Origin of the sequence: Blautia wexlerae DSM 19850 (genome assembly GCF_025148125.1) — a bacterium.
Classification (GTDB): domain Bacteria; phylum Bacillota; class Clostridia; order Lachnospirales; family Lachnospiraceae; genus Blautia_A; species Blautia_A wexlerae.
This window is the reverse complement of record NZ_CP102267.1, coordinates 208,901-232,638: the sequence shown is the minus strand read 5'-3', so window position 1 is coordinate 232,638 and position 23,738 is coordinate 208,901. Positions and strand designations below refer to the sequence as shown.

Sequence of the window (23,738 nt, the reverse complement as noted above, 5' to 3'; positions counted from 1 at the left end):
CACTTAATTATATCGTTTCTCCCTGTACTGTCACTGTTTCCAAAATTCTCTCTGTTTCTGCAACATTTTTGTTCTCCATGAGCTGAAGTAGTAAGTTAAATGCTTCTTCCGCGACCTTTTCCACGTGATTATCTATCGTTGTCAGACGAGGAGTTACATATTCCAAAAAATCAATATTATCATATCCCATGATTCCATAATCCTGACCAGCACGTTTTCCATTTTTTTCAAACATACGTATAAGATTTAAAGCAAACATGTCCCCGGTACATAAAAATGCTGTTTTTTTCTCACTTTTTTCTAACTCTTTTTTTGCTTGTTTCTGATAATCCCAGTTTCCAATAATCACATATTCCAGCCCATGAATTTTTTTTACCGCTTCTTTAAAACCCGCAGTTCTTTCTTCATGTACATATATATTCTCCAGATTCTTTTCAGCCAAAGGAGGACATACAAATATTACTTTTTCATATCCAGATTCCGCTATTTCACAAACAGCTTTTGAAATTGCACTTCTTCCATTTACTGTTACAAATGGTATCTTATCTGCGATTTTATTATCAATCGTAACCACTGGAATGTTTAGGCTCTCTATAAATTTTTTATATTCTTCTCCTTTATTAACCGAAGACAGTATAATGCCATCTACATGATAATCTGCAAGTTTACAAAGCTGTTCTTTTTCTATTTCCTTGTCATTCTGGTGAAGAGTAATATTAATAAAATATCCTCTTTCTCTGGCTTCTATCTCTAATGCACTTAACATCTGAGAAAAATAACGGTTATTAACATCCATTACAACAACACCAATATAATATGTCTTTCCCTTTGCCAGCCCTGTAGCCAAAAGATCTGGACGATATCCATTTTTCTCAGCAGTTTCCAATATCATCCTTTTTGTTTTTTCACTGATACGTCCTGTATTATTTAAAGCTCTGTGTACAGTAGTTCTGGATACTCCACATATTTTTGCTATTTCTTTTGTTGTAATCCCCATAATTTTTCCCTTTCAACCTGTGTTAATTTATTCCTTCATTCCAGATGTAGCAATTCCTTCCATAAAAAATCTCTGGCAAAACAGAAATAGTATCATTAATGGTGCAATAGATATTACAGTTGCTGCAAGCGTTGGTCCATACTTAATGGAATTACTTCCCACAAGAATTGCAAGTCCTGCTGATAGTGTTCTCTTCTCTACAGAACTGGTGAGCATCATTGGATAAATCAGATCATTCCAGTTATTCATAAAATGATAAATTCCAAGAGTTATAAATGCCGGTTTGGCAAGCGGTAATATGATTCTGCTATAAATCTGTTTTTCCTTCATACCATCAATTCTTGCCGCTTCATCCAGTGATTTAGGAATGTTCTCAAAAAATGATGTTAACATAAAAATTCCATATGCACTAGAGGCTCTTGGTAAAATCAATCCCAAATAAGTGTCAAGAATTTTAAATTTATATTCTTCAATGTAAAGAGGAATCATAATAATCTGGAAAGGAACCATCATTGTGAGAAGAATAATTCCAAAAATAAGATTCTTTCCTTTAAAATGCATCCTTGAAAATGCATAGGCTGCCATCGAGTCAAAAAACAGACTGACTACAGTTACTCCTACTGAAAAAACAACTGTATTTTTCAGCATGGATAAAATAGGAATTGCATCTACTACATATTTATATTGTGCCGTCAACCATTGTGTTGGAAAAAATATTGGCGGCCATTTAATTACATCTGCGTCTGATTTAAAAGATGAAACCAACAACCAGATCAAAGGAAATAAAATCAACACAGCAATTAAAACTGTAACTGCAGTTCCTACTATTTCATTTACTTTTATTTTCTTTATTTTCATTCTTCTGTCCCCCTGTTTAATACAAATCTTCTGAGAACAAAGGTAATAATAGCGACCATAAGGAACAGATATACAGCAATAGAAGACGCATATCCTAAATCATAAGGAGCCACCTGGAATCCCTGATTATAAATATAACTTACAAGTGTTTCCGTTTTATACAATGGACCGCCTTTAGTCATAACATATACCTGATCAAAAACCTGAAGAGCGGTAATCAGTGTTGTAACAATACAAAAATTAATAGTCTGTTTGATTCCAGGAATCGTTACATATATAAATTTCTGAAATCCTGTAGCTCCATCCATTTCAGCAGCCTCGTATAAAGAATTTGATACTCCCAGTGCCGCAGCAGATAAAAGAGTAAGTGTATATCCAAAGTTTTTCCATACTGTAATAAGAATCACTACTGGCATTGCCCATGTAGTACTTGTAAGAACATTTGGAAAGTCAACACCAATTTGTTTAAATAAATATGGTAACATACCATAATTTGTATTTAACAGCATTGACCACATGATACTAATCGCTGTCATTGAGCATACATATGGAAGATAAAATACTGTTCTTAGAAACTTATGAAAACGATTATTTTTTATCATCAACATAAGCATTAATAATGCCATAAAAACCTGAAGAGGTACTTCTGCCAGTGCAAAATAAAATGAATTAAATGTAGCATTTCCTATTCTGCTATCATGAAACATTTTTAAATAATTTCCAAATCCTGCAAAAGAAATATTGTTCATATAAATGTCAATATTCATAACACTGATCACCAGTGCACCAATCAGAGGAATAAAGACAAAAACTGTAAGTATTAACATAGACGGTGCCAGAAAAAGATATGCTTGTTTCTGACTTTGAGCATGATATTTATTTCTATTTTTCATATTCGCTCTCCTATAAAAAGAGCTATTGCATTACTGCAACAGCTCTTGAATTCTACTTTTCTGCAATAATACCATCTAAAGTATCTGACGCTGTCTGAAGCGCCTCAGATACATCGGTTCCTGATAATATCTGTTCCATCATAGGCTGCATAACATTCTGATCAATTTGACTTCCCCAGTCAAGATTCAGATGCCAGTTACGTCCAATCTTAGATGCATCGGATACATCTGTTAAGATCTCATCAGATTTAATATCTTCATCTTCCAGCAGTGAATTAGACCATACCGGAAATCCATTTCTTGTAGACCATTCTTTTAATACATCGTCAGAAAGCCAATATGCCATCCATTTATAAATCGCATCCTTCTTGGAATCATCTACGCTTTTTGGAATCATATATGCACAACCGCCTTCAGGGGCATAAGCTCCATCTGAACCCGATGGAATTGCAGTAATTCCGAAATTAACCCCCAACTGTTTTAATCCATTAATATTCCATGGTCCACTGGTATACATTGCCAACTGTCCTGACTGAAACATGGTATCTGCATCAGCAGCTTTTAACCCCTGAGGAGAAACATTTTCGTTCAAAACTAAATCTTGAATCCATTCCAAGGTCTTAATATTAGCTTCCGAATTCAGATTATTTTCTTTTCCATCTTCACTTACTACATCTCCACCATTTGACCATAAATATTCACAATAGGATGCATAGTCTGTAGGAAAACCAATACCATACTGATTTTTATCCGGATTCGTCAATTTCTTTGCATCTTCTGCTAATTCTTCCATTGTTGTCGGTGGCTGTTCTGGATCAAGCCCTGCCTCCTCAAATAAATCTTTATTATAATAGAGATACTGAAGATTATACTGCATCGGAACACCATATAAAGTTCCATCTACTTTTGATTTGTCCACAACATTTTCCAAATAGTTGCTTTCATCCAATCCGGTTTTTTCCCAGAAATCATCCAATGGTATAATCATATCATTATTTGCATATTGATAAATATATTCAATTCCCATCAAAACAAAATCCGGAGCTGTATTGGTAGATATTGCTGTAGGAAGTTTTGCCTGAAGAGTACTTCCATCCATGATATCAATATCAACTTTAATCCCATCTTCGTTACTCTCATTGTAATCTTTGACAATTTCTCTCAGGATATCTCCATCTGATCCAGTAAATACTGTCCACATTGTGATTGTCTGATCATCATCTGCCAATACTGGTATTGCAGTCCCTCCAAGAAGAGACATTGTTAGTGTTCCACAAAGTAAACCACTAAGTAACCTTTTTTTCATTATTCGTACCTCCTGTTTAATTACGCAGTTATATAAAATCTGCTTTACTAATTTTTAACTGGATAAACATTTTTCAGTTCCAGTCATATGAGTTACGAAAATATGCATAAGTTCTGTCAGGAAAATTTATTTACAAATATTTAGACTTGTGATAAAATTATTTTCCATAAAATATCCCATGTATTTCTCCATTTGTTGGTAGCAGGTGAAGTTATGTGGGGTATTTTTTGTTCAAATACATATTTTCCAGCACATAGGTTTTCGCTTTCTTCATTATATGTATGTTTTTGCTTTGCGTACCCGTGTACTCTACATGAAATATATTATATCTTTCACATATTATTGTCAATACAATTTTATTTTTTCGGTATTTTATATATTTTTATCTTTGCTTTTTTGTATATTTTTATGTTCACAGTTATTTTACCCATACTAAAATATTTCTGGCAAAAAATCTCTGAGATTATTGTAACCTCAGAGATTTTAATAAAATATGTTCTGTAATTTACAATCCTACGTTCCCGCTGTTCATCCCTTCCTTGCTATCCTTATCAAGAGGCAGCCAGTCCAGAACTCTCTTAATATAACGATTCCAGAAATCCCACTCATGTGCTCCCGGACCTTCCTCGTAAGTTACATCCACACCCAGTTTCTGCATGGTATCTCTGAACTTACGGTTCGGAGGAAGAAGCGGATCGTCCAGTCCACAGGCAAGGTACATATGCGGAAATGGGATTCCATCTTTTTTCATATTTTCGGCAATCCATTCCGGATTGATCTCACAGTCTTTGATCCGGGACAGATCTCCAAATACATTCTCCAGAAAGCTTTTTTTCTCAAAGAACATAGGAGAACTGTCATCTGCTGTCCTCATTTTTTCAAGAATCATAGCAGAAGAAAGACCTGCGATGTATCCGAATGTGTCATGGTATTTCAGACCATTTCGGATCGCACCGTATCCTCCCATGGATAACCCGGCAATAAATGTATCTTCTTTTTTGTGAGATAACGGAAACATTCTTCGTGTAATCTTTACAAGCTCTTTTCCGATAAATTCACTGTAGTTTTCATTTGCATTCGGATGATCCATATAGAACATATTTGCTCCAGATGGCATAACTACTGCCAGATTCTTTTCCTCTGCCCATCGCTTAATACATGTTCCTGTTACCCAGTCTGTGTAATTCCCCATTACTCCGTGAAGCAAATACAAAGTCTTAAACGGTTTGTTCTCTTCTTCTGTTTCTTCTCCAAAAAACACTTTATCAACCGGCAAGATTACATTCATCGTTACCGGACGCATCAGTGCTTTTGAAAAGAAGTTCACTTCCATTAATGCCATCTTCTTATCCTCCCTTATGTTTTTGCAAAGCCTTTACAGCATTTTATTATACAAAAAACACCTGAAAAAAGCTACTGCCATATCCGACAGTAGCTTCTTTTCTCAGTACTATTTTTCCCCTTGCATTTCCATAAACAATATATTATAATCTATTCAAAGAAATGGGTTTCTGACTATCTGACTATTCAGTCCAGGATGGGTATCTCGTTTCTTTTTTAATGTTTTGTATATCGTACAAATACAATTTTTTATCCGCTGCATATCTTACTATTAGCACCGCCTGATATACATTGTAATCCAAAATATCACCTTTTTCATTCATAACAGGTAGAGCAAATCGTGTACTATATCGAAACCAGCCATTTCCGGCTTTTTTCTTGTGCTTATTTTCGAAATCTTCTTTCCATCTCTTTTCAGTAGCAATTTCTATCATTTGGGGAATTCCTTGAGACATATTAGCTTTTACCTTTGGTAATGCACCTTTCAATTTTCGCGTATACACTGATCCTGTATATTCATCTGAAAATATTTTATCAATACAAATAAAATCTTCTGTCTCAGCCACTTCGAATATTTTTCCCACATATCGAATAAGATATTTTTCTACTTCTTTCCATGGAACATTTCTTTTTCCTTTAAAAAGTACATGAGGAATTACAACCAGCCTTTTCTCATTCATATCTTTAGTAATAAGAATATCCTGCTCAAAAGATTGTTTATTACTGCACAACACTATTTCCGGTCTTATCGGGCAGCCTCCCATACAAAGATTTCTTTTCTCACAACCCGGACAGGCATTTCTGAATTTTTCTCGAAATTGGTCAAATTCTGCGCTATCCCAGGCTTCCTGAATTGTATACACATTTAAATCAACAGCCCAGCGTTGTTCCTGATTATCAAAACTGCAGGGCAACATTTTCATATCCGGTGTAATATACGCTGACCACCTTGCACCTTCACATGTATCAAGACTGTCTGTATCTATCTTTCCAGGATGATTTGCAAATGCAGGTACTGTACAAGAATCAAATCCAACTTTATATTCCAGTTTTTCTTCAGAGATATATTTTATAAATTGGATATATTCTTCATTGTTTACACTAATCACTTTTTCTCTGGTACCTAATCCTACCGGCTTATGAAGCAGAAAAATTACCGCATTAATCCCCTTGGGAAATTTTCCTTCTTTCATTCTGTACATTGCTTCTTTTATAGATTCATTATGTAATACATAATGAATGTTGGTCTTCACTCCTGCCTTTATTAACAATTCTATTGCATTGACTGTATAATCACCGCCATACCAGCTGACAGCAACTGCACCGCAATACTCCTTACATAATTGTGCAAGTTCTTTTGTCATACCTAAACCAGATGTTGTAAAATTAGGTGTTATTTCATACTCTCTGCATATCTTTAAAATGTTTTTAAAGTCTTCATGCTGATCCGGATCACCACACCCCCCAAGAGCAAACTGATAGACTTTTCCGCCGCATTGTTTTGCAATTTTTTCAAAATTCGCCAGAGACATATTTTGCAGATTTGAATACATACCATTTTGGTAACATTCTACACCCGCAGCCATACACAATCCTCTTTTCCCATGTATACAATGTCCCATGATTCCCACATCTAAAAGTTCCGGAAAGGGTGCCATAAATGGATCTGTCCCTGTGTCTACTCCATTCTTTATAATCCCGGTTCTAAAATATTCACCAGTTCTTTCATTAAAACAGGATACAAAATTCTTATATTTTCTAATTTTCATTTTGTCACCTTTAGTACGACAGATCACCATCTATTTCTTCAAAATCTCCGTCACTGTTTTCCTGCATGATTTCCCATATATCTTCATACACTGACTCATAATTATAAAGACAGTCCTCAAAGCATACACAATCACTATATATCATTTTACCGTCATGTAAAGCTTTCCTTACCGCATCCCTTTCTTCCTCTCCAAAAACATTTTCGTCAAGTATTTTTTGAATTTCTTCCTCTGTACTCTCCGGTGTCAATATCCGTTTACCCAGAAAAGTTTTTTCTACATACTCAATAATCTTATCTTTTTGTTTCTCATTTAATCTCTCATTTCTGGCTAAAATAAAGCTACTGCTACTTGAATTTGTTACAAAATCCATCCTTATTTTCATTTTCAGTTCTCCTTGTATATTTATTATATATTTATTGTATATATTGTATTCTATTAGTAGCTTTATTGCAATAACTATTTATTATATAATTTTGTTAAAAATACTATACTAAAAGGAGCCCTCCTCTATGGAAACAGAAAATTATGGTTCACTTATCAAAAATCTTCGTCAAAAAATGGGACTAACTCAAAATCAGGTTGCCGATTCTCTTGGCGTTACTCCTGGATATATCAGCAATGTTGAGAATAACCGTACTGCCATGTCACTACGTATACTAACCTACTACGCCCGTTTAACCGGATGTTCTCTGGATTCACTTGTTGGTGAACTGGATCCAGAATATTCAGAAACTGCCATTGACAGAAAGCTATATCAGAATATTATAAAATTAGATGTTGAAACAAAAGAAAAATTATTAAAAACGCTTGAAATCTGGAGCAAATAATTTTTTACAAACCCAAACAATATGCTTTTCATTATATACTATGTAAAACAAAAATCAGCAGTAAAAATACCTGTAAAAGAAGCTACTGTCATATCCGACAGTAGCTTCTTTTACTCCCTTAGAGCATGTTTGAAAAAGGCTTTTCGCAAGATATACGTCAAAATTTGTGGGAATGATTTTTCAGACACGCTCTAATGCTGATGTAAATATTTTTCTCTTGTAGCGAGCCCACCTCTGATATGCCGCTCCTGCTTGTTCACATCCAGAACCTGTCTCACTTCACATGCCAGTCCCGGATTGAGCTGACTGAGACGGTCAGTGCAGTCCTTATGTTTGGTTGTCACTAATTAGAACGGTTTCATCTAAGCCTAAATCACCGAAGATTCGTAAGTAAATATCTACGTTACCATCCTTGTCTACTTCAATTTTCTGGATAATCCGTTTAAGCTGTGCATTGGTCATCTGGTGAACATCGGAAATATCTTCAATCTCTTTAAACGTGCGATTCAAGATTGTTTCCAGTTGTTCACCTTTTGTCAGGTGATAAGCAACCATTTTCAACTCATTCTCCAGACGCTCGATTTCCTGTTTTGTGCCGCCGATTTTTTCATTCAGTTCCTCACGTGTAATGAGGTCATCGGTGTACATATCCATGTATTTCTGACGCATTTTTTTAAGCTTGTGAAGCTGTGCGTTCAATTCCTTTTCGTAATTCAGGTTCTCATCCTTGGCTTTGTAAACCCTCTGGAATTCGCCTGTTACGTGACGAATTACATTTTTCTTTGCTTTCAGCAGCTCGGAAAAGTATTCGGACAGAACTTCAATCAACTCTTCCTCGTCCACTGTCTGAGCATTCGGGCAGCTATCCGCCCCACGTCCATTATGACCGGAACATACCCAGCGAATATAAGTATTCTTATAAGTACGAACAGTTCGTCGAAATGACCAGCCACATTCCTTACATTTAATCAGAGTAGAAAACAAATACTTATTGCTCTGCCGTTCCTTTGTTAATTTAAAAGTCTTGCTTCTGCACTCCAAAATCTCCTGTGCCTTTTCATACATTTCCGGCTCAATAATCCGCAGTTCCGGACGTTCTGTTACCATCCACTCCGTCTCGTCTTTTTCCGTTCTCTGTCCAGTCAGGAAGTCAGCTACTTCCTGCTTGCCGTTGATAATTTTTCCGGTATAAAGTTCATTCGTTAAAATCCGGCACGTCGCATTCTGGCTCCACTGACAATTACGCTTTGTTCGGATACCTTTCGCATTCAGCATGTTTGCAATCTTGGCGGCACCATATCCTTCTTCGATATACCATTTATAAATCTGCCTGATAACAGCTGCTTCTTCCTCGTTGATTGCCAAATTAAAGTAATCTCCAATGGTTTTATCATATCCGTACACAATATTCGGAACTCGTCCTTTTTCAGCATTCATTTTCTTGCCGAATTTCACACGCTTTGAAGTATTGGCACTTTCTTCCTGCGCCAATGCACCGAAGATTGTCAGAACAAATTCACTGTTTCCCATGCTGGTCATGTTGGCCGTCAAAAACTGTGTCTCGATTCCTAATGCTTTCAGTTTGCGGACATTCTGCAGAAGGTCTACAGTATTTCTGGCAAAGCGAGAGATGTCCTTTACTACTACCATATCAAATAGTCCATGTTCAGCATCAGCCATCATGCGTAAAAATTCTTTTCGATTTTTTATTTTCGTGCCTGAAATACCCTCATCTGCATATAATCTAACTAAGTTGTCACCAGTACGCTGGGTGTACTCAGAGAAAAATTGCTTTTGAGCTTCCAGACTGTTGAGCTGGTCGGCTTTATCAGTGGAGACACGGCAGTAAGCTGCTATATTCATATTCAGTGCCTTTCTGTTATATTTAAGTCGTTCTGTTACAACTTTATTATAGCAAAACAAGTAAAAAAAGCAAGAGATAACTTTCACATTTTCCCTTGCCTTTAACCTTATACTTATAATGGACTCCAATTATAATCAATGTTTCCTATTTGAACAACCTTTACATTCGTACATTCAAATTTCTTTTCATTAAAAATAGCATAATTTGTTCCACCATCAACCAACGTACTTTTAAATTTTATTCCATCATATCCTAAGTGCTTGATATAATCACAAATATACTGCGTTGGCACATAATCCAATGCACGGTCAAATCGTCGCATCGGTTTTGCAACCTCATCTCCAATTTTTCGAATGATTTCAATGTTAATTGCAAACCATGTCATATCAAAATCAGGGATAGAAAAAGGACCTATTTTATCAAACAAACTCAAATCCACTATTCGCAAATCTTTTGTTTGAATAAACTCTCCGACAGATACATGATCATAATCCCTTGCTCTTACTTCATGAAAGGTGGTTTCCTCATCACCTGCCAGATACAAGCATTGAATACCTTCTGAATTTGTTCGTCCAGCCGTTGTTAATGCTACTGGTGGCACTCCCATTTTTCTCGTAGAATATCCAGAAGTATAACTATCCTCATCGCATATTCTTGAACGAAATAATTTTAAAGTACCTTTCGGAATATCAATGACCATGTTTTTTAACAAATTCTCTAATTGATCAAAATTAACTTGCTGAGAATGAAATCTATTTACATGCTTGATATTATAACAAAAATCATCCCAATTATAAGTTTTTAGGATACATTGTTGTTCCATTGTATCCGCCGAAAAGAATTCTCGTATTGTAACCTTCTTGTCAAATAACTCTGGTTCATCTTGATACCGTTCACTACAAATAGCTGTAATGATCTGCTGTATATCGTCCCCTGTAACAGAAAACACTTTCCATTTACTCAAAAAATTCTTTAAATAATCTGCCCTTACATCTGACTCGGCAACTTTAAGATGTTTAGCTACCGTAAAAGCATCCATAATTTCTTCCAGATACTCTTCTAAATAATGATCTTCTTCCGTATCATAAATAATACAATCCGTTTTATGTTGGATTTCGCAATCACCATGTCGATTTTCACTTGCAATCATTGAACTGAGCTGCTCATCCAAAAAGCATTCTAATCCAATCTGCATTATTATTTTCCTCCCAAGAAATTGCTGACCAACTCAATATGATGCATAATAGAATATTTCTTAACTGTTCCTAAACCTGGATATTTTCCAGAACTATAACAATCATAAAACCCTTGTAAACCTAATGTATTCTGTACATTATTTTCGTCACACCAGTAAACTAATTTTTCCAGTGCTTCACCAAATTTTCCACCCGGGTCTTCGATTCCCTCATTTGAATCAGAAACAAAATGATGTATCCGCAATTCCTTTTTTTTATCAAAATAAACAACATGAATCGCTACTGCAACCGGAGCAAATCCTGATTCATTAAATTCTTCTCCAACAACAGAATAATCTGCAAATCCAACATAATTTTCATTCTGATAATATAAATGACTATCTGAAAAGAATTCATCCTGATTGTCTATATAATCAATATTTCTGGATTGCTTATTAAAGTTATCTTCAAATAAAACTTTTGAATCTGGAATTACTCGTCTAAAAGCTCTATCATCCGGAATTAACGTAAATCGTGGTAATGTATCTTCGTATGCATCCAAAAAGTCATCCAAGCAATCCCTATTCAAATTTATAATAAGATATTTATTCTTAGATGCTTCACTTTTTATTTCAGATAAAATACCACGATCCATGATATAAGACTTAATCACTTTATCATTTTGGGTTAGTAAATCATACAATTCATTAGCAACCTTGGAATCTTCTTCACGCATTTCCTTCAACTTTTTTGCGAAATCCCCCACTGTTGGATTAAATACTACCGCAATTTCTCTATCATTTTTAACAAATGTTTCTAATGTTTTTAATAATGTTGAAGATGGTTTCACCGGTTCTATTATCGGAATAACTTTTTCGCTAATACGTTTTCCTTCCAGCAATTCTCGCAAAGCAATTAACTCAAATTGTCTTCCACGTAAATACGGAAAATACATTTTACACACCTCCATAGGATTCATTCAAAAATTTCGTTATCTTTTTATAATCATCAGATTTCAAATTCATAAAATATGCCAAAAATTTTAGTTCATAAGGAATCTTACTAAATTCGTCTTTTATAATTTGACTTCTCTTTTTTAAAAGCTTCAAAACTGATAAATATGCTTCTTCTAATGGTATCTCTAAAAACATTTTTTTACACTCTGAATAGTATTTAAATTCTGAAACATCCGGCAAATGTTTATATTTATTAAAAAGGATTTCTTCGTATTCTTGTTTTCTCAATATCTTAAAAAGAATTTCAGCATCTAACTCTACGCTATATGCCTGTGGCTTTTGTATTGTTGTTATAGTTCCACGTTTTTGCAAAATGTAAATACCAACAGGTTTTCCAATCATTTCTATCTTTTTCTTCAATACCTGAAGATTTTCTTTGCAAGTAACAACCGCTACATGATCAAATGCCTTATAATAATCATTTATTTGATTTTCCAATCTATCAAAATTATCCAATTCCGTTTTTATTTCATACACAACTGCTTTACCATTAATCAAAACAAAATCTGCTTTAGACTTTGCAATAGGAATTTCCGTTAATGCGGTTGTCGTATTCACACTATGTATGCCTAATAATAATTTATTCAACAATGTATTTTTATAATAATATTCGTTTCTATAACCTTCTCTTAATACATTATAAATTTGACTTATCAATTCTGAATTTTGCTTTCCTGTACCATTATCGACGTATCTTCTAACAACTTGACTGTATGTTTTATCATATCCATTATCAAAACAGTTGCGAAAAGTACTACGAGAAAAAATTTTATTCAAAATATTTAATTTGTTCTTTTCCATACTTTTCACCTCCGTATACTTTATCAGGTTAATTATATCAAATTTATTTGTCTATATCTACCCTTGTTTTTCTTTATGACACTTTTATTCCTCTCTCCACACACAGCTCAAAAGACACCCTACATTCCTATGTAGAGTGCCCTTCTGTACCATTCATCTGCTCGGGAAGCTCATTCGCTGCTTCTTGTATTGCCTGTTCCACCTTACTTTCATTTGCTTCAATCAATATCTTTAACAGATAGTCGGCGGTTACTTCCGCAGTGTTTGGATTATGGAATCGATAATTAAGTTTTCTCTTTTTCATAGCGGAATTTCCACCTCCTCCCGTATGTCTTTGTCCATAACTATGAAAATGTTTTTTGAAATAGTCCTGCCAAATGCCATTCCTGTTCAACTTAAATAGATGCCGGTCAAAGGGGCATCCCTGTTGTAAACCACCGCTGTAAACAAACTCCAAAAAATCTAATTCTTTTTGTTTTTTCAGTTTTCTTTCCTCAATACCAAATTACTCTTATATATCTGTTTACTGTTTACAAATTCTACAAGTCAAAGCAATATCCATAGAAAAAAGTGTAAACAACACGCCAACTACCGTAAACCTGACTGGCATTTTACTGGAAAGGTAACTCCACCTGCCGGGCTTCCTTCTCAGTAATCGGATGCCAGTCATTTTCATTTTTTAAGTCTTTTGCGTCTCGTTTACAGTTTTCGTTTACACATACCCACGAACGCTGTGTACCGTAATCCTTGAATCTTGTCATCGTCCCCTGTTTCCAACCCACAATGCTTGTATTCATGATTTCACAGATGCGGTCTGTCTCCGCCTTCTTCGGCTTTACATAAGGATTGTCCAGTGCCTCTTTAAAAAGCATCAATGAACAGACTTTTCTGTCTTCATGTTCATCCAGCCATGCCTGTATCATTCCGGCTTCCGTATCATCCGCCATGAACTCCTGCCGCAGTTTATCAAGCTGTGTTTCTGTTTCCTTTGAAAACGCCAGTTTAAAATTTCCATTACGGTACAACATCATTGCTTCCGCCCACACCTGATCAATATACTGTCTGGATTCCTTCTCATTTTCGAGGATATGAACCTCCATCTCTGCCCGGTTCGTCTGAACCGGAACGAATCTTCGATTTCCGGTACGGTCAAACGGCAGGAATCGCTTAATATTGGATGTTCCTCCAAATACACATTGCCTCGGACGATCAAGAGCATATACTGCATAAGAATCCCGATAAGTCTCTTTCTGCCTGCTCAGAAAGCTCTTTGTTTCCTCAATACTCTTAGAGCGTGCCGTTGCGACCATTTCAGACATTTCAATCATCCAATGACCACGAAGCTGACAATAAACTTTTTCCGAATCCAGTTTGCCGATGTCATCAGTGAACCAGTCATCCTTTACTGCCATGAAACGAAAAAATGTAGATTTTCCCACGCCCTGACCCCCGACCAGACAGAGCATATATTCAAACTTAATTCCGGGGCGGAACGCACGGGCAATAGCTCCCAGCAAAAACATTTTCATACTTTCATAGGTCAACTCATCCACAGGTGCACCAAGAAAATGATGCAGCACATAGCGGATACGTTCCTGCCCATCCCATTGCAGACTGTTCAAATAATCCCGGACAGGGTGATATTTGTTCCGATCTGCCTGATGGACAATACTTTTCTGCACAATCTTATCCATCGTCAGACCGTAAGTCTCTTCCAAATAAAGCATAATATAGTTCAAATCCATATCTGTGAATGCCGGGCTTATCCGTTCCCACCACACGGGTTTTACAATGTCTGTCTGCTCAGTCAAAATATTGTGCCGGAATACATCTTTTAACAGAGGATCATGTTCTAAAATTAGCTTACAGTTATGCCGATTGTTTTTCACAGCACCCTTCTGTGTCATTTCCAGTTGTTCTCTGATTTCCTCTACTGTCAACTCCGTTTCCATTATATCCATTACTTCGCACAATTCCTGTCGTGTCTGTGGTGATAAAGTCTGAAATTCTCTGTTCAATCGCTGTCACCTCCTTCCCATGAGCCACCACTACGGCAACTCGTTCTTCTAATGTGCCTGATAATAATGTATCCAACAGGTACTCTGTTTCTGATATTTTTTCCAATGCCTCCATAAACAGCGGATGCCAGACATCTTCCACCTGTTTCGGAGCACACTCTTCTTTCCACTGTTTCAACAAATGCAGGTAATCTGCCAGTGCACGGAAATATCTATTTTCTGCCTGCAGATACCTCTGTTCCTGTGTTAGCTGTCGTTTGATTTGTTTTCTCTGTGGCGGGCTGTGCCCCATGTTCTCATAATGTATAGAAAAATCTCTTGCCAATTTCTCTGCCGCCTCTTTTGGTTTTAAATTGTACAAGTGTGCCGTAAAATCAATCACATCCCCATCTGCCTGACATCCGAAACAATGAAAACGCCTGTCCACTTTCATGCTTGGATTCTTGTCACGGTGAAATGGACAGACCGCCATTCCATTCTTGTTTACCCGTATTCCATAGCTTTCTGCAGCCTGCCGGGTAGTCACAGACTGTTTAACTGCTTCAAATATATTCATCCTTTTCCTCTTTTCTTTACATCACAACTCCATATCGTTCCTTCCCAATTTAGTTCTTCCTTCGTGTTCCCATCGCTCTCGGTTCTCCTGTTCCGCAGTAATTTTTGCTTTTGCCAGCCTATCCAGAATGGAACTTCTGGCTTTTTTCTTAATCTGTTCGGTATTCACCTTTTTGACTTCCGGTTTTATCAGCGTGGTCTGGATTGTTTTAACTGCTGTCTGCATAGCTTTTGTAATTTTGGTAATTACTCCGTCCAATCGACTTACAGCATAAGTTCTTTCTTTTTGGGAAGCCTTGCGCTCAGGGGAAAGCACCCACGCCTTTGACTGTTCTACCAGACGAATGTCTTCTTTATGGGTTTCCACTCTGACCTCATCCGTCACAACCTCCACAGCTTTGTCGTAAGCAATATCTGAAACTTCATCGATCAAAGCTTCTACTTCTTCAATTTTCAAAGTAAGTGTATCCAGTATTTCTGTCTGGTTTTTCATCTGTTCCTTTTGCTTAAACAGGATATAATCCTGCTTTTCAAGATAATCTCGCCCTCCATAAGACGGTTCTTCTTCCAGATGCAACCCGTATTTTCGAGTTATATCAAAAAGCATTGTCCGGCAAATAGCATCAAAAGTCTGCTTTCGATTATTATTGCGGCCTTTAGGTTTATCCGGTTTTGGAAGTGCAATCCCTAATTCTTCCAGTGCTTTTTCCTGCTGGGGACAGATTTCCCCGTACTTATTCTCACAATCAAAAACATGACGTTCATGAATGTGCGGCGTTCCTTCGTCCAAATGCAGTGCCCAGTCCAGAATATGGACATGAGAACCGAACCGATTTGTGAACTGCTTTGTAAAGTCCTGTACGACCGCAAGTAATATTTCATAGGAAACAGATTCTTCTACTGTTCCTATTTGAAAAATAGTTTCCTCTGGACAGGTTTTATTGTTCTTTAGTAAATCTTCCACAGATCGGTTACGCTCTGTATGACGGGTTCTTGCATTTCTTTCATTCTGCGCTTCTATATATTTTCCATAATGTTCCTGATAAAAAGTACATTCAATTTTCTCAAAACTGATATCCTGAGAATCTTCTTCCCTGTTCTGCATTGTGGTATAGCCACGGTAACAGTCCCAGTAAATATTTTCTCTGACTCTTCCAGCATCAATATGTTCACTGTTTTCCAAGTCGAAACGGCGATCATTATGCCTGGGATTATAAGTGCCATTTTTCCCGGAGCGTCCATTGTGTCTTGTTGCTTTCAATAATTTTCTTGCCCTCCTTTTTCACGTTTTTCCAAATTAAATAAGGCAGCGAAGCTGCAAACCTGCGTGAATTTGCGTCAGGTAATACCCAGTACGAGTAGACGCACGCATCAACTCACTGGGCAATGGCTGCCGCCCTTAACCTGCACAAAAGACTTCGCTCTCCGCTCTGCTCCAGATTTAGTTACTATTCTCCGGCACCCTTCCATTCCCCTTTGCCATCCATTCGAAAAAAGCAATTTTACTAACCTTAATTAATCTGCCGCTTCGAAATGCCGGAAAACCGGGTGTATGAACCAGTTCATAAGCCGTTACTCTGGAAATCCCCATAATCCGCTGAATATCAGCCACATCCAGTACAAGAGGCAGTTCATCATAATTGTTTAATCTCTTATTTTCACTCATGTTGTTCCTCCATTTTTGATCTCATTTTTTTAGCTTCTCATTGCCGTTTTCTCTTTCCTGTTTCCTGAGTCATACTGCTGTCAAGGCATACAACACGTCATCCATTCGGATGCGCTCACTTCTTTTATCGAAGGTCATGGCGGTTTATCTCAGGTTAGACGGTCATAAAGTTGTCAAAGTACACTGCATAGTACGAAATTACCATTCAATCGTATCTTATCAATCTCATCTTGACTTTTCAATACTTTCGCGATACCATAAATGTAACTAATATTATATTTTTTAAAATTACCATACAAAACAGGAGCAAATAGAAATGGCTTATCAATTTATAAGGCAAGAACCTTGCTACGACCACATCCTCTTCGTTCTGGCATTGGATAGAGACAAAATGAAGGAGCGAATTTTAATCGGAACGGAACAGCAAATCCGTTTTCGACTGGACGGAAATAAAGATAACGATGTCATATATGATATAACACGTCCTCTAGGACGTTTTCTGATAGATTTTGAATATGATAAAGAAAAGAACTGGAATATATATGGACTTGCTCCCCTACGTGATGCATTGCACACTAACCGTTGGAAACAGCCTGCACTGGAACAGACTGCTGGTGATTTTCTGGCAAAAAAATATCTCACCGGTGATCCGGTGAGAATGTATGCTACATTCCGTATTTGGAATGAATATCTTGTTACAAGGGAATATCGTGACCGTAATACTGCCTGTGATCGTTTTATAGAAAAAATCCAAATTTTGACTCAGGCATTCCAAACAGAAAATGTCATGAATTTTAATTCTGATACCGGAAAACCAGAACGTTTTCATACTGGCAGTCTTTATTTCCGCAACACTCCTGCTGAAATCACTCGACTTGAACTTTGGTTTCCGGATAATAGGCGCAGAACAGAATGCGTAGCTGCCTATAGCTCTTTTTATCCGCTTATCACTTATTACTTGAATCGACTGAATGACTGGGGCCTTTGTTTCCGTCAGTGCAAAGTCTGTGGAAAATATTTTCTGGCAAAAAGCCAGCGTTATGAACTGTGCAGTGATAAGTGCCGTAAAGCACAGGCACTTCAAAACAAAAGGGAGTTTGATGAACGAGCCAGAGAAAATAACTATGATCTGCTTTATAAAAATGAATGCCAGAATTGGCGTAATAAAATCAATAAGTCCCAAAAAACTGCTAATTTTCCGATTGAACGCCTGGAAGAAATGAAAAATGCGTTTGACCTTTTTAAGAAAGAAGCTCTGCAGCGTAAGAAAGCTGTAAAGGCAGGAGCAACCAGTCCGACAGAATTCACAGACTGGTTGTATCAGCAGAGCAATATTATCTTAAAACTCAGCAAAATCTGAATCCATCCCTGTAAAGGAAAGGCAGCGAATTTACTCGCTGCCTGCCTTCTCATTGAACTTGTATCCTACACCCCAGACGGTTTGAATATATACCGGGTTACCCGGATCATCTTCTATTTTCTCACGAATATGACTGATATGGCTCATTACTATATTGTAATCGCCAAAATAGGATTCTTTCCAGACTATATCATAAATCTGTTCTTTACTAAATACTCTTCCTGGATTTTGTGCTAATAACTGCAGGATTTCAAACTCGGTGTAAGTTAATTCTATTTTTCTATTATCACGAACGACTTCTCTCCGTTTCAAATCAATCGCTATACCCTTATGCCATATTTTCGATTGAAATTGTATTTCCTGAAAAAGAAATTTCTCTCTGCCGGAATCTAACACAGAAATAACAGAATTTACCAAATCTTCCTCAGCTCCCTCGAATGATACCAGCAATATTTTTCCCACCTAATCGTCCTCGTTTCATTTAATACTAACTTAATGTTTCGCCTCTGAAGTATATCCATCAAATGTTTCCGCTTCCGGATTAAATTCAGTAAATAATTCCTGCATTCTATTTTTGCTTACTTTTTGAAAGCTGCTGATCTTTCCACTTTTGTCTCTCGTTACTTCAATGTACATAGTTCCGTTGCTGTTAGAAAAGATTCCCCTTCCCTCATCATATAAATCTGCTATAATCTTACCATTATAAACCCAGTTTCCTTGAGCATCACAAGATACTCCATAATCAGCATACTCCTGTGGAACAGCAATATTAAGACCTTTTCCCTCTTCACTGCTATATTCGCCCATGTCATCAGCCGCTATGTTCTCACTTCCTCCTTCTTCAAAAACAGATCCTTTCATTTCATCTGCAGTTACAGCTTCTCCGCCGGAACTTTCAACCAATACTGCCGGTTCTGACCAAAAATCATCTGATAACGGTTCTGCCTTTACGTCTGTGATGGTGCCATAGTTTTCCCTTTGCACTTCAACTCGAAGCGTACCTCCACGTTTGGAACTTATTGTATAAGTACCCGGCTTAAACTCATCCCGGAAATATCCAATGGTCTTTCCATCATACATCAGAAATCCTGTTTCTTTCTGGTAAGTTATTCCCGCTTTTGCATATTCAGAAAGCTGTTCTTCGCTGAATACATTTTCATTACTGTCTTTATTTTCGGTGACCGTTTCTGCTTCCTGCTTCGCATATTCTATATTTTCCGGAGAATATGCCATTGTAATTCCCACTGCATCATCAGATGATTTCGACAACTTCATCCCATCTTTTATTTTTTGAAGATTATCCTCATAAAGTGCAATCGTCTCATCTACCTTTTCCTGTGTCCATACAAACCATCCGTCGCCGCCTGTATAAGCTTTTTCACCAATCATAGACTGCAGAACTTCTTTTTCCTCGTCCAGCCATTTCGCATACTCTTCTGCTGTCCACCATTCCACATCCGAACTTGAAAGTGATTCATCTTCCCGGATATTCACTTCGTTTAAAGCAACTGTTGTTTCACCGTTTTCTTGCGCTGTCTCTGTCTTTTTCTCCAAGGATGATGCGGAAGTTGCAAATCCACCTGTCACGCAAATTACCAATACTGCACTTATAATTACTGCAAACTTAGATGTCTTCTTTATCTTCATAATTGCTCTTATCCTCTCTTCAATCGCATTTTTACTGAAACTGTTACATAATGGTGTCAGTCCGCTCTTTTTTTCTTCCATAGATATTAAAGCAGTTGCATATACCGACTTTATATCCATTCCAAATCTACGGACTACGGTTTCGTCACAGGATAATTCCAAATCTCTGTTAAAAAGAATATACATTACCCACACAAGAGGATTAAACCAATGAATGCATACTGCAGCAATCATTATCAGCTTTGTAAGCATATCAAGCCGTCTGATATGCACATATTCATGTTCCAACACATAACGAAGCTGATAAATATTTTTCCATTCTGTATTTTTCGGCATTAAAATAACTGGGCGAATCACACCATAAGAAAGTGGTGCAGCTATGGTTTCTGTCTGCCGGATGGATAGACTCCTTTTTAGTGGATGTTTTTCCTTCCATGCTTCCAAAATATCATTTTCAACAGGCAGCGAAAATCGAAATTCCCGATAACATTTTATATAGGAAACCGCAAAAAATCCAAAACAAAGTAACAGACCTGCCAGCCATATTACACTCAAAATCGAAATGGATTCTGTTCTCTGTACCATAGCCTCTGATAATCCATTTGCTATCTCAGGCATATTCCCATGAATGGGTAAAAATGTTGTCGTTTGCGCCGTTCTCACTGGGTTTATATCAGAATAAATACTCTGCAACAGAGAATAAATACTTGTGACTGATTTTATGGAAAATGGAACTAATAACCGTATTAATGCAATCCACCATAAAATCAAAAATGTTTTCTTCGGTAATCTGTTGATAAGCACAGCCCTTAATACCACAATAAGTAAAATAATAACCGTTCCCAGAAAACTCATTTGCAGCAGGCTCATATACATCACCTCATTCCAATTCACTGACGATCTGCTTCAGGTTCTTAATCTGCTCCATAGAAAGTTTTTTTCTGCCAAGAAGTGCCGCAAACAACTTGTCAACAGATCCATCATATATCTTATCAATAAGTTCATCTGTTTCCAGATCCTGTACCTGTTCTTTTGCTATAAGCGCATGGCACATAAATCCCGGTTCCGTTCGTTCAATCGCGCCTTTATTGATACACCGCTTAATCAATGTATACGTTGTGTTTTTATTCCAGCCGACTTCTCTGTTTAAAGTATCTGCAACATATTTCGCTGGCACGTCACCATCCTTCCACAGAACATCCATTACCTTTAATTCCGAATCAAAAAGTTTGATATTTTCCTCTGTCACTTGTTTCGCCTCCTATAAGACTACAGTAGTCTGTTCTTGTTTTCAGACTACCACAGTCTTGTAACATTGTCAATCATTTTCTGTCGCTAGGAAAAGAAAAACAGCCAGCCTTTCGGCTGACTGCTCCATACTAAATATAAACCATTTCGTTCAGTACAATTTCTTCTGCTCTGTTTCTAATATTATTACACCGTTGTACCCAAAGCATAGCATCTTTCCGCTTCAATTCCTCCGTCACTCCCTCAGCCGCTTTCATCTGATCAACAATACACGTAAACCGTTCCTCCGCTTGTTCGTCCAAATCCTCCAGATAGCTCCAAAGTTTTCCGGTCAGCAGTAAACTGGAATATCTACCGTAGCACTGCTTTTTCAGATACTCCCTGTGCATTCGTCCCCACTTACCGATAGATCGCTTTTCCTCCGGCAGCTTCAAGTCTGGGATATAATAATCCCCGACAAGTACATAATCAATGCCATTCTCCGTAATTCTTGTTTTCAAATCCTTCATGGTTCGTTCCTCCTTGGTTTTTCTTATTCTATTACCCAAACGAACCGTTCTATATTGTTACTTCCATATGTACAGTGCTCTTACTAATCCCGAATTTCTTCGCCGCCTGACGCACCGTTGCCTTTGTATCAATAATATAATTTGCAATTTCCACTGCCCGCTCCTCGATATAATCTTTCACGGATAAGCCTCCGAAGACGCTGTTTTTACAGTGTATGCACAGAAATTCCCGAATATGTAGCAATCATTTTTATAGTTGTGCCTTATATGAAAGAATCCTGCTTGCAGGATTCTCCGCCTGCGGCGGGTCGCTTCAGCGACATAATTCCTCTCCGTCGCAGTGCGATCCTGCCCGAAGGGCCTTTTTATGTTATAGGAACATTACCTATAACATAAAAGAACGGCCGTCCATACCGGACGACCGTTTCGCTCATTGCAATCTTATTTAAATTTAATCTCTTTCCCTTCAAGTCTCCACTGTCTGAATTCTGCGGAAGCAGATAACAGAAGATCTGAAGAAGAGTTCAGAGCTGTTTCTACAGAATCCTGAACTACGCCAATGATAAATCCTACTGCAACAACCTGCATGGAAATGTCATCTGAAATTCCGAACAGAGAGCATGCCATCGGGATCAGAAGAAGTGATCCGCCGGCTACACCGGAAGCGCCACATGCTGACAGAGCTGCAAGAAGACTCAGGATAATTGCTGTCGGAATATCTACATGAATACCAAGAGTAAATGCAGTTGCCATTGTCATAACCGTAATAGTGATAGCCGCACCATCCATATTAATAGTTGCACCAAGCGGAATGGTTACAGAATAAGTATCTCTGTCCAGTCCCATCTCTTCACAGACTTTCATGTTTACCGGAATATTAGCTGCGGAACTTCTTGTAAAGAAAGCTGTCAGCGCACTTCTCTTCAGGCAGTGGAAAATCAGCGGATATGGATTCTGGCGGATGCACCAGTAAACCAGAAGCGGATTGGTCACAAAATAGATAAACAGCATACATCCTACAAGAAGAAGCAACAGTTTTCCATAAGTCGTAAAGATATCCAGACCGTTTGTAGATACTGTGTTAAATACCAGACCAAAAATTCCAAAAGGTGCAAGATTAATGATCCAGGTTACTACCATGGAAATACCATCTGCAACATCAGCCAGAACCTTCTTTGTCATCTTATCAGCTGCACGAAAAGCAAGCCCAAGAAGAACAGCCCACATCAGGATCCCTACATAGTTTGCATTTACCAGTGAAGATACCGGGTTGGCAACTACGTTCAGAAGCAGGTTATTTAATACCTCAACGATACCCTGTGGTGCACTTGTATCTGTTGCTGCATTTGCAAGTGTCATCTTTACAGGAAATGCCATACTCGCAAATACTGCAATCACTGCTGCCAGAACTGTACTGAACATATAGAGAATGATAACTGTCTTAATAACTCCTCCATGAGATTTTCCTGCATTACACAGGGAACTGACAACCAGGAAGAATACCAGCAAAGGTGCGATTGCCTTTAATGCACTTACAAAGACATCACCCAGAATTGCGATTCCTGTTGCCTGCGGTACAGCAATTCCCAGAATCGCACCCAGAATCAGGCCAACCAGGATTCTCTTTACAAGAGCAATCCTGGTCCATTTGTCCCAAACTTTTTTCATTTCTTTAATCCTCTTTCCCTTTAATTTGATAAAACAATGATACGTTACATTATAAAGGAAGCACATAGAATATGCAAGAACATCTTTATAAGTGTATTGTATTTCTGTTTTTAAATTATTCAAAAAAGCAGATGTCGTTCAATCATTTATATCTGATTGAACAACACCTGCTTTCTCTCCGGCTCAGTGCGATTCTGTCCGGAGGACCTTTTTATGT

General features: G+C 37.4%; 23 protein-coding genes and 3 pseudogenes. 2 read left to right on the top strand and 24 right to left on the bottom strand.

Features of this window, described 5'->3' with window-relative positions:
* Window positions 1–7 precede the first annotated feature (7 nt).
* The 8 genes and pseudogenes from NQ550_RS00995 to NQ550_RS00960 all read right to left on the bottom strand — a co-directional run bounded on the left by NQ550_RS00995 (window position 8) and on the right by NQ550_RS00960 (window position 7,549).
* Window positions 8–766: a substrate-binding domain-containing protein gene (locus NQ550_RS00995; RefSeq protein WP_243880601.1), complete on the bottom strand. Its 759-nt coding sequence runs from the start codon at window positions 764–766 to the stop codon at window positions 8–10.
* A 144-nt stretch (window positions 767–910) separates the two neighbouring features.
* A pseudogene (locus NQ550_RS22340) lies at window positions 911–997 on the bottom strand (helix-turn-helix domain-containing protein); the annotation flags it as partial.
* A 27-nt stretch (window positions 998–1,024) separates the two neighbouring features.
* A complete protein-coding gene (locus tag NQ550_RS00985) occupies window positions 1,025–1,855 on the bottom strand; it encodes a carbohydrate ABC transporter permease (protein WP_025577888.1) in 831 nt (276 codons plus the stop codon).
* Window positions 1,852–2,748 carry a carbohydrate ABC transporter permease gene (locus tag NQ550_RS00980; protein ID WP_025577890.1) on the bottom strand — a complete coding sequence of 299 codons (897 nt, stop codon included), beginning with the start codon at window positions 2,746–2,748 and terminating at the stop codon, window positions 1,852–1,854. The genes NQ550_RS00985 and NQ550_RS00980 overlap by 4 nt, the downstream gene beginning before the upstream one ends.
* 52 nt (window positions 2,749–2,800) lie before the next feature.
* Window positions 2,801–4,054 (bottom strand): ABC transporter substrate-binding protein, encoded by a 1,254-nt coding sequence (locus tag NQ550_RS00975; protein ID WP_025577891.1) that lies wholly within the window; start codon window positions 4,052–4,054, stop codon window positions 2,801–2,803.
* Between the two features lie 505 nt (window positions 4,055–4,559).
* Window positions 4,560–5,396: an alpha/beta hydrolase gene (locus NQ550_RS00970; protein ID WP_025577894.1), complete on the bottom strand. Its 837-nt coding sequence runs from the start codon at window positions 5,394–5,396 to the stop codon at window positions 4,560–4,562.
* Window positions 5,397–5,577: 181 nt separating this feature from the next.
* Window positions 5,578–6,588 carry an SPASM domain-containing protein gene (locus tag NQ550_RS00965; RefSeq protein WP_242833543.1) on the bottom strand — a complete coding sequence of 337 codons (1,011 nt, stop codon included), beginning with the start codon at window positions 6,586–6,588 and terminating at the stop codon, window positions 5,578–5,580.
* A gap of 586 nt (window positions 6,589–7,174) precedes the next feature.
* On the bottom strand, window positions 7,175–7,549 hold the full coding sequence (locus NQ550_RS00960) for a hypothetical protein (protein ID WP_008707117.1): 375 nt from the start codon (window positions 7,547–7,549) through the stop codon (window positions 7,175–7,177).
* 127 nt (window positions 7,550–7,676) lie between these two features.
* Here NQ550_RS00960 and NQ550_RS00955 point away from each other — a divergent pair, with 127 nt between their 5' ends.
* On the top strand, window positions 7,677–7,994 hold the full coding sequence (locus NQ550_RS00955) for a helix-turn-helix domain-containing protein (RefSeq protein WP_008707119.1): 318 nt from the start codon (window positions 7,677–7,679) through the stop codon (window positions 7,992–7,994).
* Window positions 7,995–8,185: 191 nt separating this feature from the next.
* Here the strand turns inward: NQ550_RS00955 and NQ550_RS22335 are convergent.
* From NQ550_RS22335 to NQ550_RS00905, 10 genes and pseudogenes are all read right to left on the bottom strand, one after another.
* Window positions 8,186–8,335: pseudogene (locus NQ550_RS22335) on the bottom strand (sporulation transcriptional regulator SpoIIID); the annotation flags it as partial.
* Window positions 8,322–9,857, bottom strand: coding sequence for a recombinase family protein (locus NQ550_RS00945; protein ID WP_025577897.1), 1,536 nt, complete (start codon window positions 9,855–9,857; stop codon window positions 8,322–8,324). The pseudogene NQ550_RS22335 and the gene NQ550_RS00945, both read right to left, overlap by 14 nt.
* Window positions 9,858–9,970: 113 nt before the next feature.
* A complete protein-coding gene (locus NQ550_RS00940) occupies window positions 9,971–11,053 on the bottom strand; it encodes an RES family NAD+ phosphorylase (RefSeq protein ID WP_008707124.1) in 1,083 nt (360 codons plus the stop codon).
* Between the two features lie 2 nt (window positions 11,054–11,055).
* The gene (locus NQ550_RS00935) at window positions 11,056–11,988 is read right to left on the bottom strand and encodes a sce7725 family protein (protein ID WP_008707126.1); all 933 of its coding nucleotides are present in this window, start codon (window positions 11,986–11,988) and stop codon (window positions 11,056–11,058) included.
* Between the two features lies 1 nt (window position 11,989).
* On the bottom strand, window positions 11,990–12,850 hold the full coding sequence (locus NQ550_RS00930; protein ID WP_008707128.1) for a sce7726 family protein: 861 nt from the start codon (window positions 12,848–12,850) through the stop codon (window positions 11,990–11,992).
* Between the two features lie 127 nt (window positions 12,851–12,977).
* Window positions 12,978–13,154, bottom strand: coding sequence for a hypothetical protein (locus tag NQ550_RS00925; RefSeq protein WP_197724766.1), 177 nt, complete (start codon window positions 13,152–13,154; stop codon window positions 12,978–12,980).
* Between the two features lie 307 nt (window positions 13,155–13,461).
* On the bottom strand, window positions 13,462–14,811 hold the full coding sequence (locus tag NQ550_RS00920) for a virulence-associated E family protein (RefSeq protein ID WP_008707132.1): 1,350 nt from the start codon (window positions 14,809–14,811) through the stop codon (window positions 13,462–13,464).
* Window positions 14,720–15,424 (bottom strand): CHC2 zinc finger domain-containing protein, encoded by a 705-nt coding sequence (locus NQ550_RS00915; protein WP_008707134.1) that lies wholly within the window; start codon window positions 15,422–15,424, stop codon window positions 14,720–14,722. Before NQ550_RS00915 ends, NQ550_RS00920 begins: the two co-directional genes overlap by 92 nt.
* Before the next feature lie 21 nt (window positions 15,425–15,445).
* On the bottom strand, window positions 15,446–16,684 hold the full coding sequence (locus NQ550_RS00910) for a plasmid recombination protein (RefSeq protein WP_008707136.1): 1,239 nt from the start codon (window positions 16,682–16,684) through the stop codon (window positions 15,446–15,448).
* A gap of 180 nt (window positions 16,685–16,864) precedes the next feature.
* Window positions 16,865–17,089 carry a helix-turn-helix domain-containing protein gene (locus NQ550_RS00905; RefSeq protein WP_008707138.1) on the bottom strand — a complete coding sequence of 75 codons (225 nt, stop codon included), beginning with the start codon at window positions 17,087–17,089 and terminating at the stop codon, window positions 16,865–16,867.
* Between the two features lie 316 nt (window positions 17,090–17,405).
* Here NQ550_RS00905 and NQ550_RS00900 point away from each other — a divergent pair, with 316 nt between their 5' ends.
* Window positions 17,406–18,449 carry a DUF6076 domain-containing protein gene (locus NQ550_RS00900; RefSeq protein WP_025577902.1) on the top strand — a complete coding sequence of 348 codons (1,044 nt, stop codon included), beginning with the start codon at window positions 17,406–17,408 and terminating at the stop codon, window positions 18,447–18,449.
* A 30-nt stretch (window positions 18,450–18,479) separates the two neighbouring features.
* On the opposite strand, the gene NQ550_RS00895 is transcribed toward NQ550_RS00900, so the two are convergent.
* From NQ550_RS00895 to sstT, 6 genes and pseudogenes are all read right to left on the bottom strand, one after another.
* The gene (locus NQ550_RS00895; RefSeq protein ID WP_020993285.1) at window positions 18,480–18,911 is read right to left on the bottom strand and encodes a winged helix-turn-helix domain-containing protein; all 432 of its coding nucleotides are present in this window, start codon (window positions 18,909–18,911) and stop codon (window positions 18,480–18,482) included.
* A gap of 30 nt (window positions 18,912–18,941) precedes the next feature.
* Window positions 18,942–20,951 carry a M56 family metallopeptidase gene (locus NQ550_RS00890; RefSeq protein WP_081018946.1) on the bottom strand — a complete coding sequence of 670 codons (2,010 nt, stop codon included), beginning with the start codon at window positions 20,949–20,951 and terminating at the stop codon, window positions 18,942–18,944.
* A gap of 25 nt (window positions 20,952–20,976) precedes the next feature.
* A complete protein-coding gene (locus tag NQ550_RS00885; RefSeq protein WP_044951768.1) occupies window positions 20,977–21,300 on the bottom strand; it encodes a BlaI/MecI/CopY family transcriptional regulator in 324 nt (107 codons plus the stop codon).
* A gap of 175 nt (window positions 21,301–21,475) precedes the next feature.
* On the bottom strand, window positions 21,476–21,853 hold the full coding sequence (locus tag NQ550_RS00880) for a TnpV protein (RefSeq protein WP_008707145.1): 378 nt from the start codon (window positions 21,851–21,853) through the stop codon (window positions 21,476–21,478).
* Between the two features lie 55 nt (window positions 21,854–21,908).
* A pseudogene (locus tag NQ550_RS00875) lies at window positions 21,909–22,034 on the bottom strand (sporulation transcriptional regulator SpoIIID); the annotation flags it as partial.
* A gap of 260 nt (window positions 22,035–22,294) precedes the next feature.
* Window positions 22,295–23,521: a serine/threonine transporter SstT gene (sstT, locus tag NQ550_RS00870; RefSeq protein ID WP_025577906.1), complete on the bottom strand. Its 1,227-nt coding sequence runs from the start codon at window positions 23,519–23,521 to the stop codon at window positions 22,295–22,297.
* Window positions 23,522–23,738 lie beyond the last annotated feature (217 nt).

Excerpts from the sequence above, each read along its gene's own strand:
- NQ550_RS00930 (WP_008707128.1), bottom strand. The coding sequence starts at position 12,850 with ATGGAAAAGAACAAATTAAATATTTTGAATAAAATTTTTTCTCGTAGT.
- NQ550_RS00915 (WP_008707134.1), bottom strand. The coding sequence starts at position 15,424 with ATGAATATATTTGAAGCAGTTAAACAGTCTGTGACTACCCGGCAGGCT.
- NQ550_RS00890 (WP_081018946.1), bottom strand. The coding sequence starts at position 20,951 with ATGAGTTTTCTGGGAACGGTTATTATTTTACTTATTGTGGTATTAAGG.
- NQ550_RS00985 (WP_025577888.1), bottom strand. The coding sequence starts at position 1,855 with ATGAAAATAAAGAAAATAAAAGTAAATGAAATAGTAGGAACTGCAGTT.
- NQ550_RS00940 (WP_008707124.1), bottom strand. The coding sequence starts at position 11,053 with ATGCAGATTGGATTAGAATGCTTTTTGGATGAGCAGCTCAGTTCAATG.
- NQ550_RS00925 (WP_197724766.1), bottom strand. The coding sequence starts at position 13,154 with ATGAAAAAGAGAAAACTTAATTATCGATTCCATAATCCAAACACTGCG.
- NQ550_RS00935 (WP_008707126.1), bottom strand. The coding sequence starts at position 11,988 with ATGTATTTTCCGTATTTACGTGGAAGACAATTTGAGTTAATTGCTTTG.
- NQ550_RS00885 (WP_044951768.1), bottom strand. The coding sequence starts at position 21,300 with ATGGATGTTCTGTGGAAGGATGGTGACGTGCCAGCGAAATATGTTGCA.
- sstT (WP_025577906.1), bottom strand. The coding sequence starts at position 23,521 with ATGAAAAAAGTTTGGGACAAATGGACCAGGATTGCTCTTGTAAAGAGA.
- NQ550_RS00905 (WP_008707138.1), bottom strand. The coding sequence starts at position 17,089 with ATGAGTGAAAATAAGAGATTAAACAATTATGATGAACTGCCTCTTGTA.
- NQ550_RS00945 (WP_025577897.1), bottom strand. The coding sequence starts at position 9,857 with ATGAATATAGCAGCTTACTGCCGTGTCTCCACTGATAAAGCCGACCAG.
- NQ550_RS00955 (WP_008707119.1), top strand. The coding sequence starts at position 7,677 with ATGGAAACAGAAAATTATGGTTCACTTATCAAAAATCTTCGTCAAAAA.
- NQ550_RS00920 (WP_008707132.1), bottom strand. The coding sequence starts at position 14,811 with ATGGATATAATGGAAACGGAGTTGACAGTAGAGGAAATCAGAGAACAA.
- NQ550_RS00975 (WP_025577891.1), bottom strand. The coding sequence starts at position 4,054 with ATGAAAAAAAGGTTACTTAGTGGTTTACTTTGTGGAACACTAACAATG.
- NQ550_RS00965 (WP_242833543.1), bottom strand. The coding sequence starts at position 6,588 with ATGAAAGAAGGAAAATTTCCCAAGGGGATTAATGCGGTAATTTTTCTG.
- NQ550_RS00980 (WP_025577890.1), bottom strand. The coding sequence starts at position 2,748 with ATGAAAAATAGAAATAAATATCATGCTCAAAGTCAGAAACAAGCATAT.
- NQ550_RS00880 (WP_008707145.1), bottom strand. The coding sequence starts at position 21,853 with ATGAAGGATTTGAAAACAAGAATTACGGAGAATGGCATTGATTATGTA.
- NQ550_RS00900 (WP_025577902.1), top strand. The coding sequence starts at position 17,406 with ATGGCTTATCAATTTATAAGGCAAGAACCTTGCTACGACCACATCCTC.
- NQ550_RS00995 (WP_243880601.1), bottom strand. The coding sequence starts at position 766 with ATGTTAAGTGCATTAGAGATAGAAGCCAGAGAAAGAGGATATTTTATT.
- NQ550_RS00960 (WP_008707117.1), bottom strand. The coding sequence starts at position 7,549 with ATGAAAATAAGGATGGATTTTGTAACAAATTCAAGTAGCAGTAGCTTT.
- NQ550_RS00970 (WP_025577894.1), bottom strand. The coding sequence starts at position 5,396 with ATGGCATTAATGGAAGTGAACTTCTTTTCAAAAGCACTGATGCGTCCG.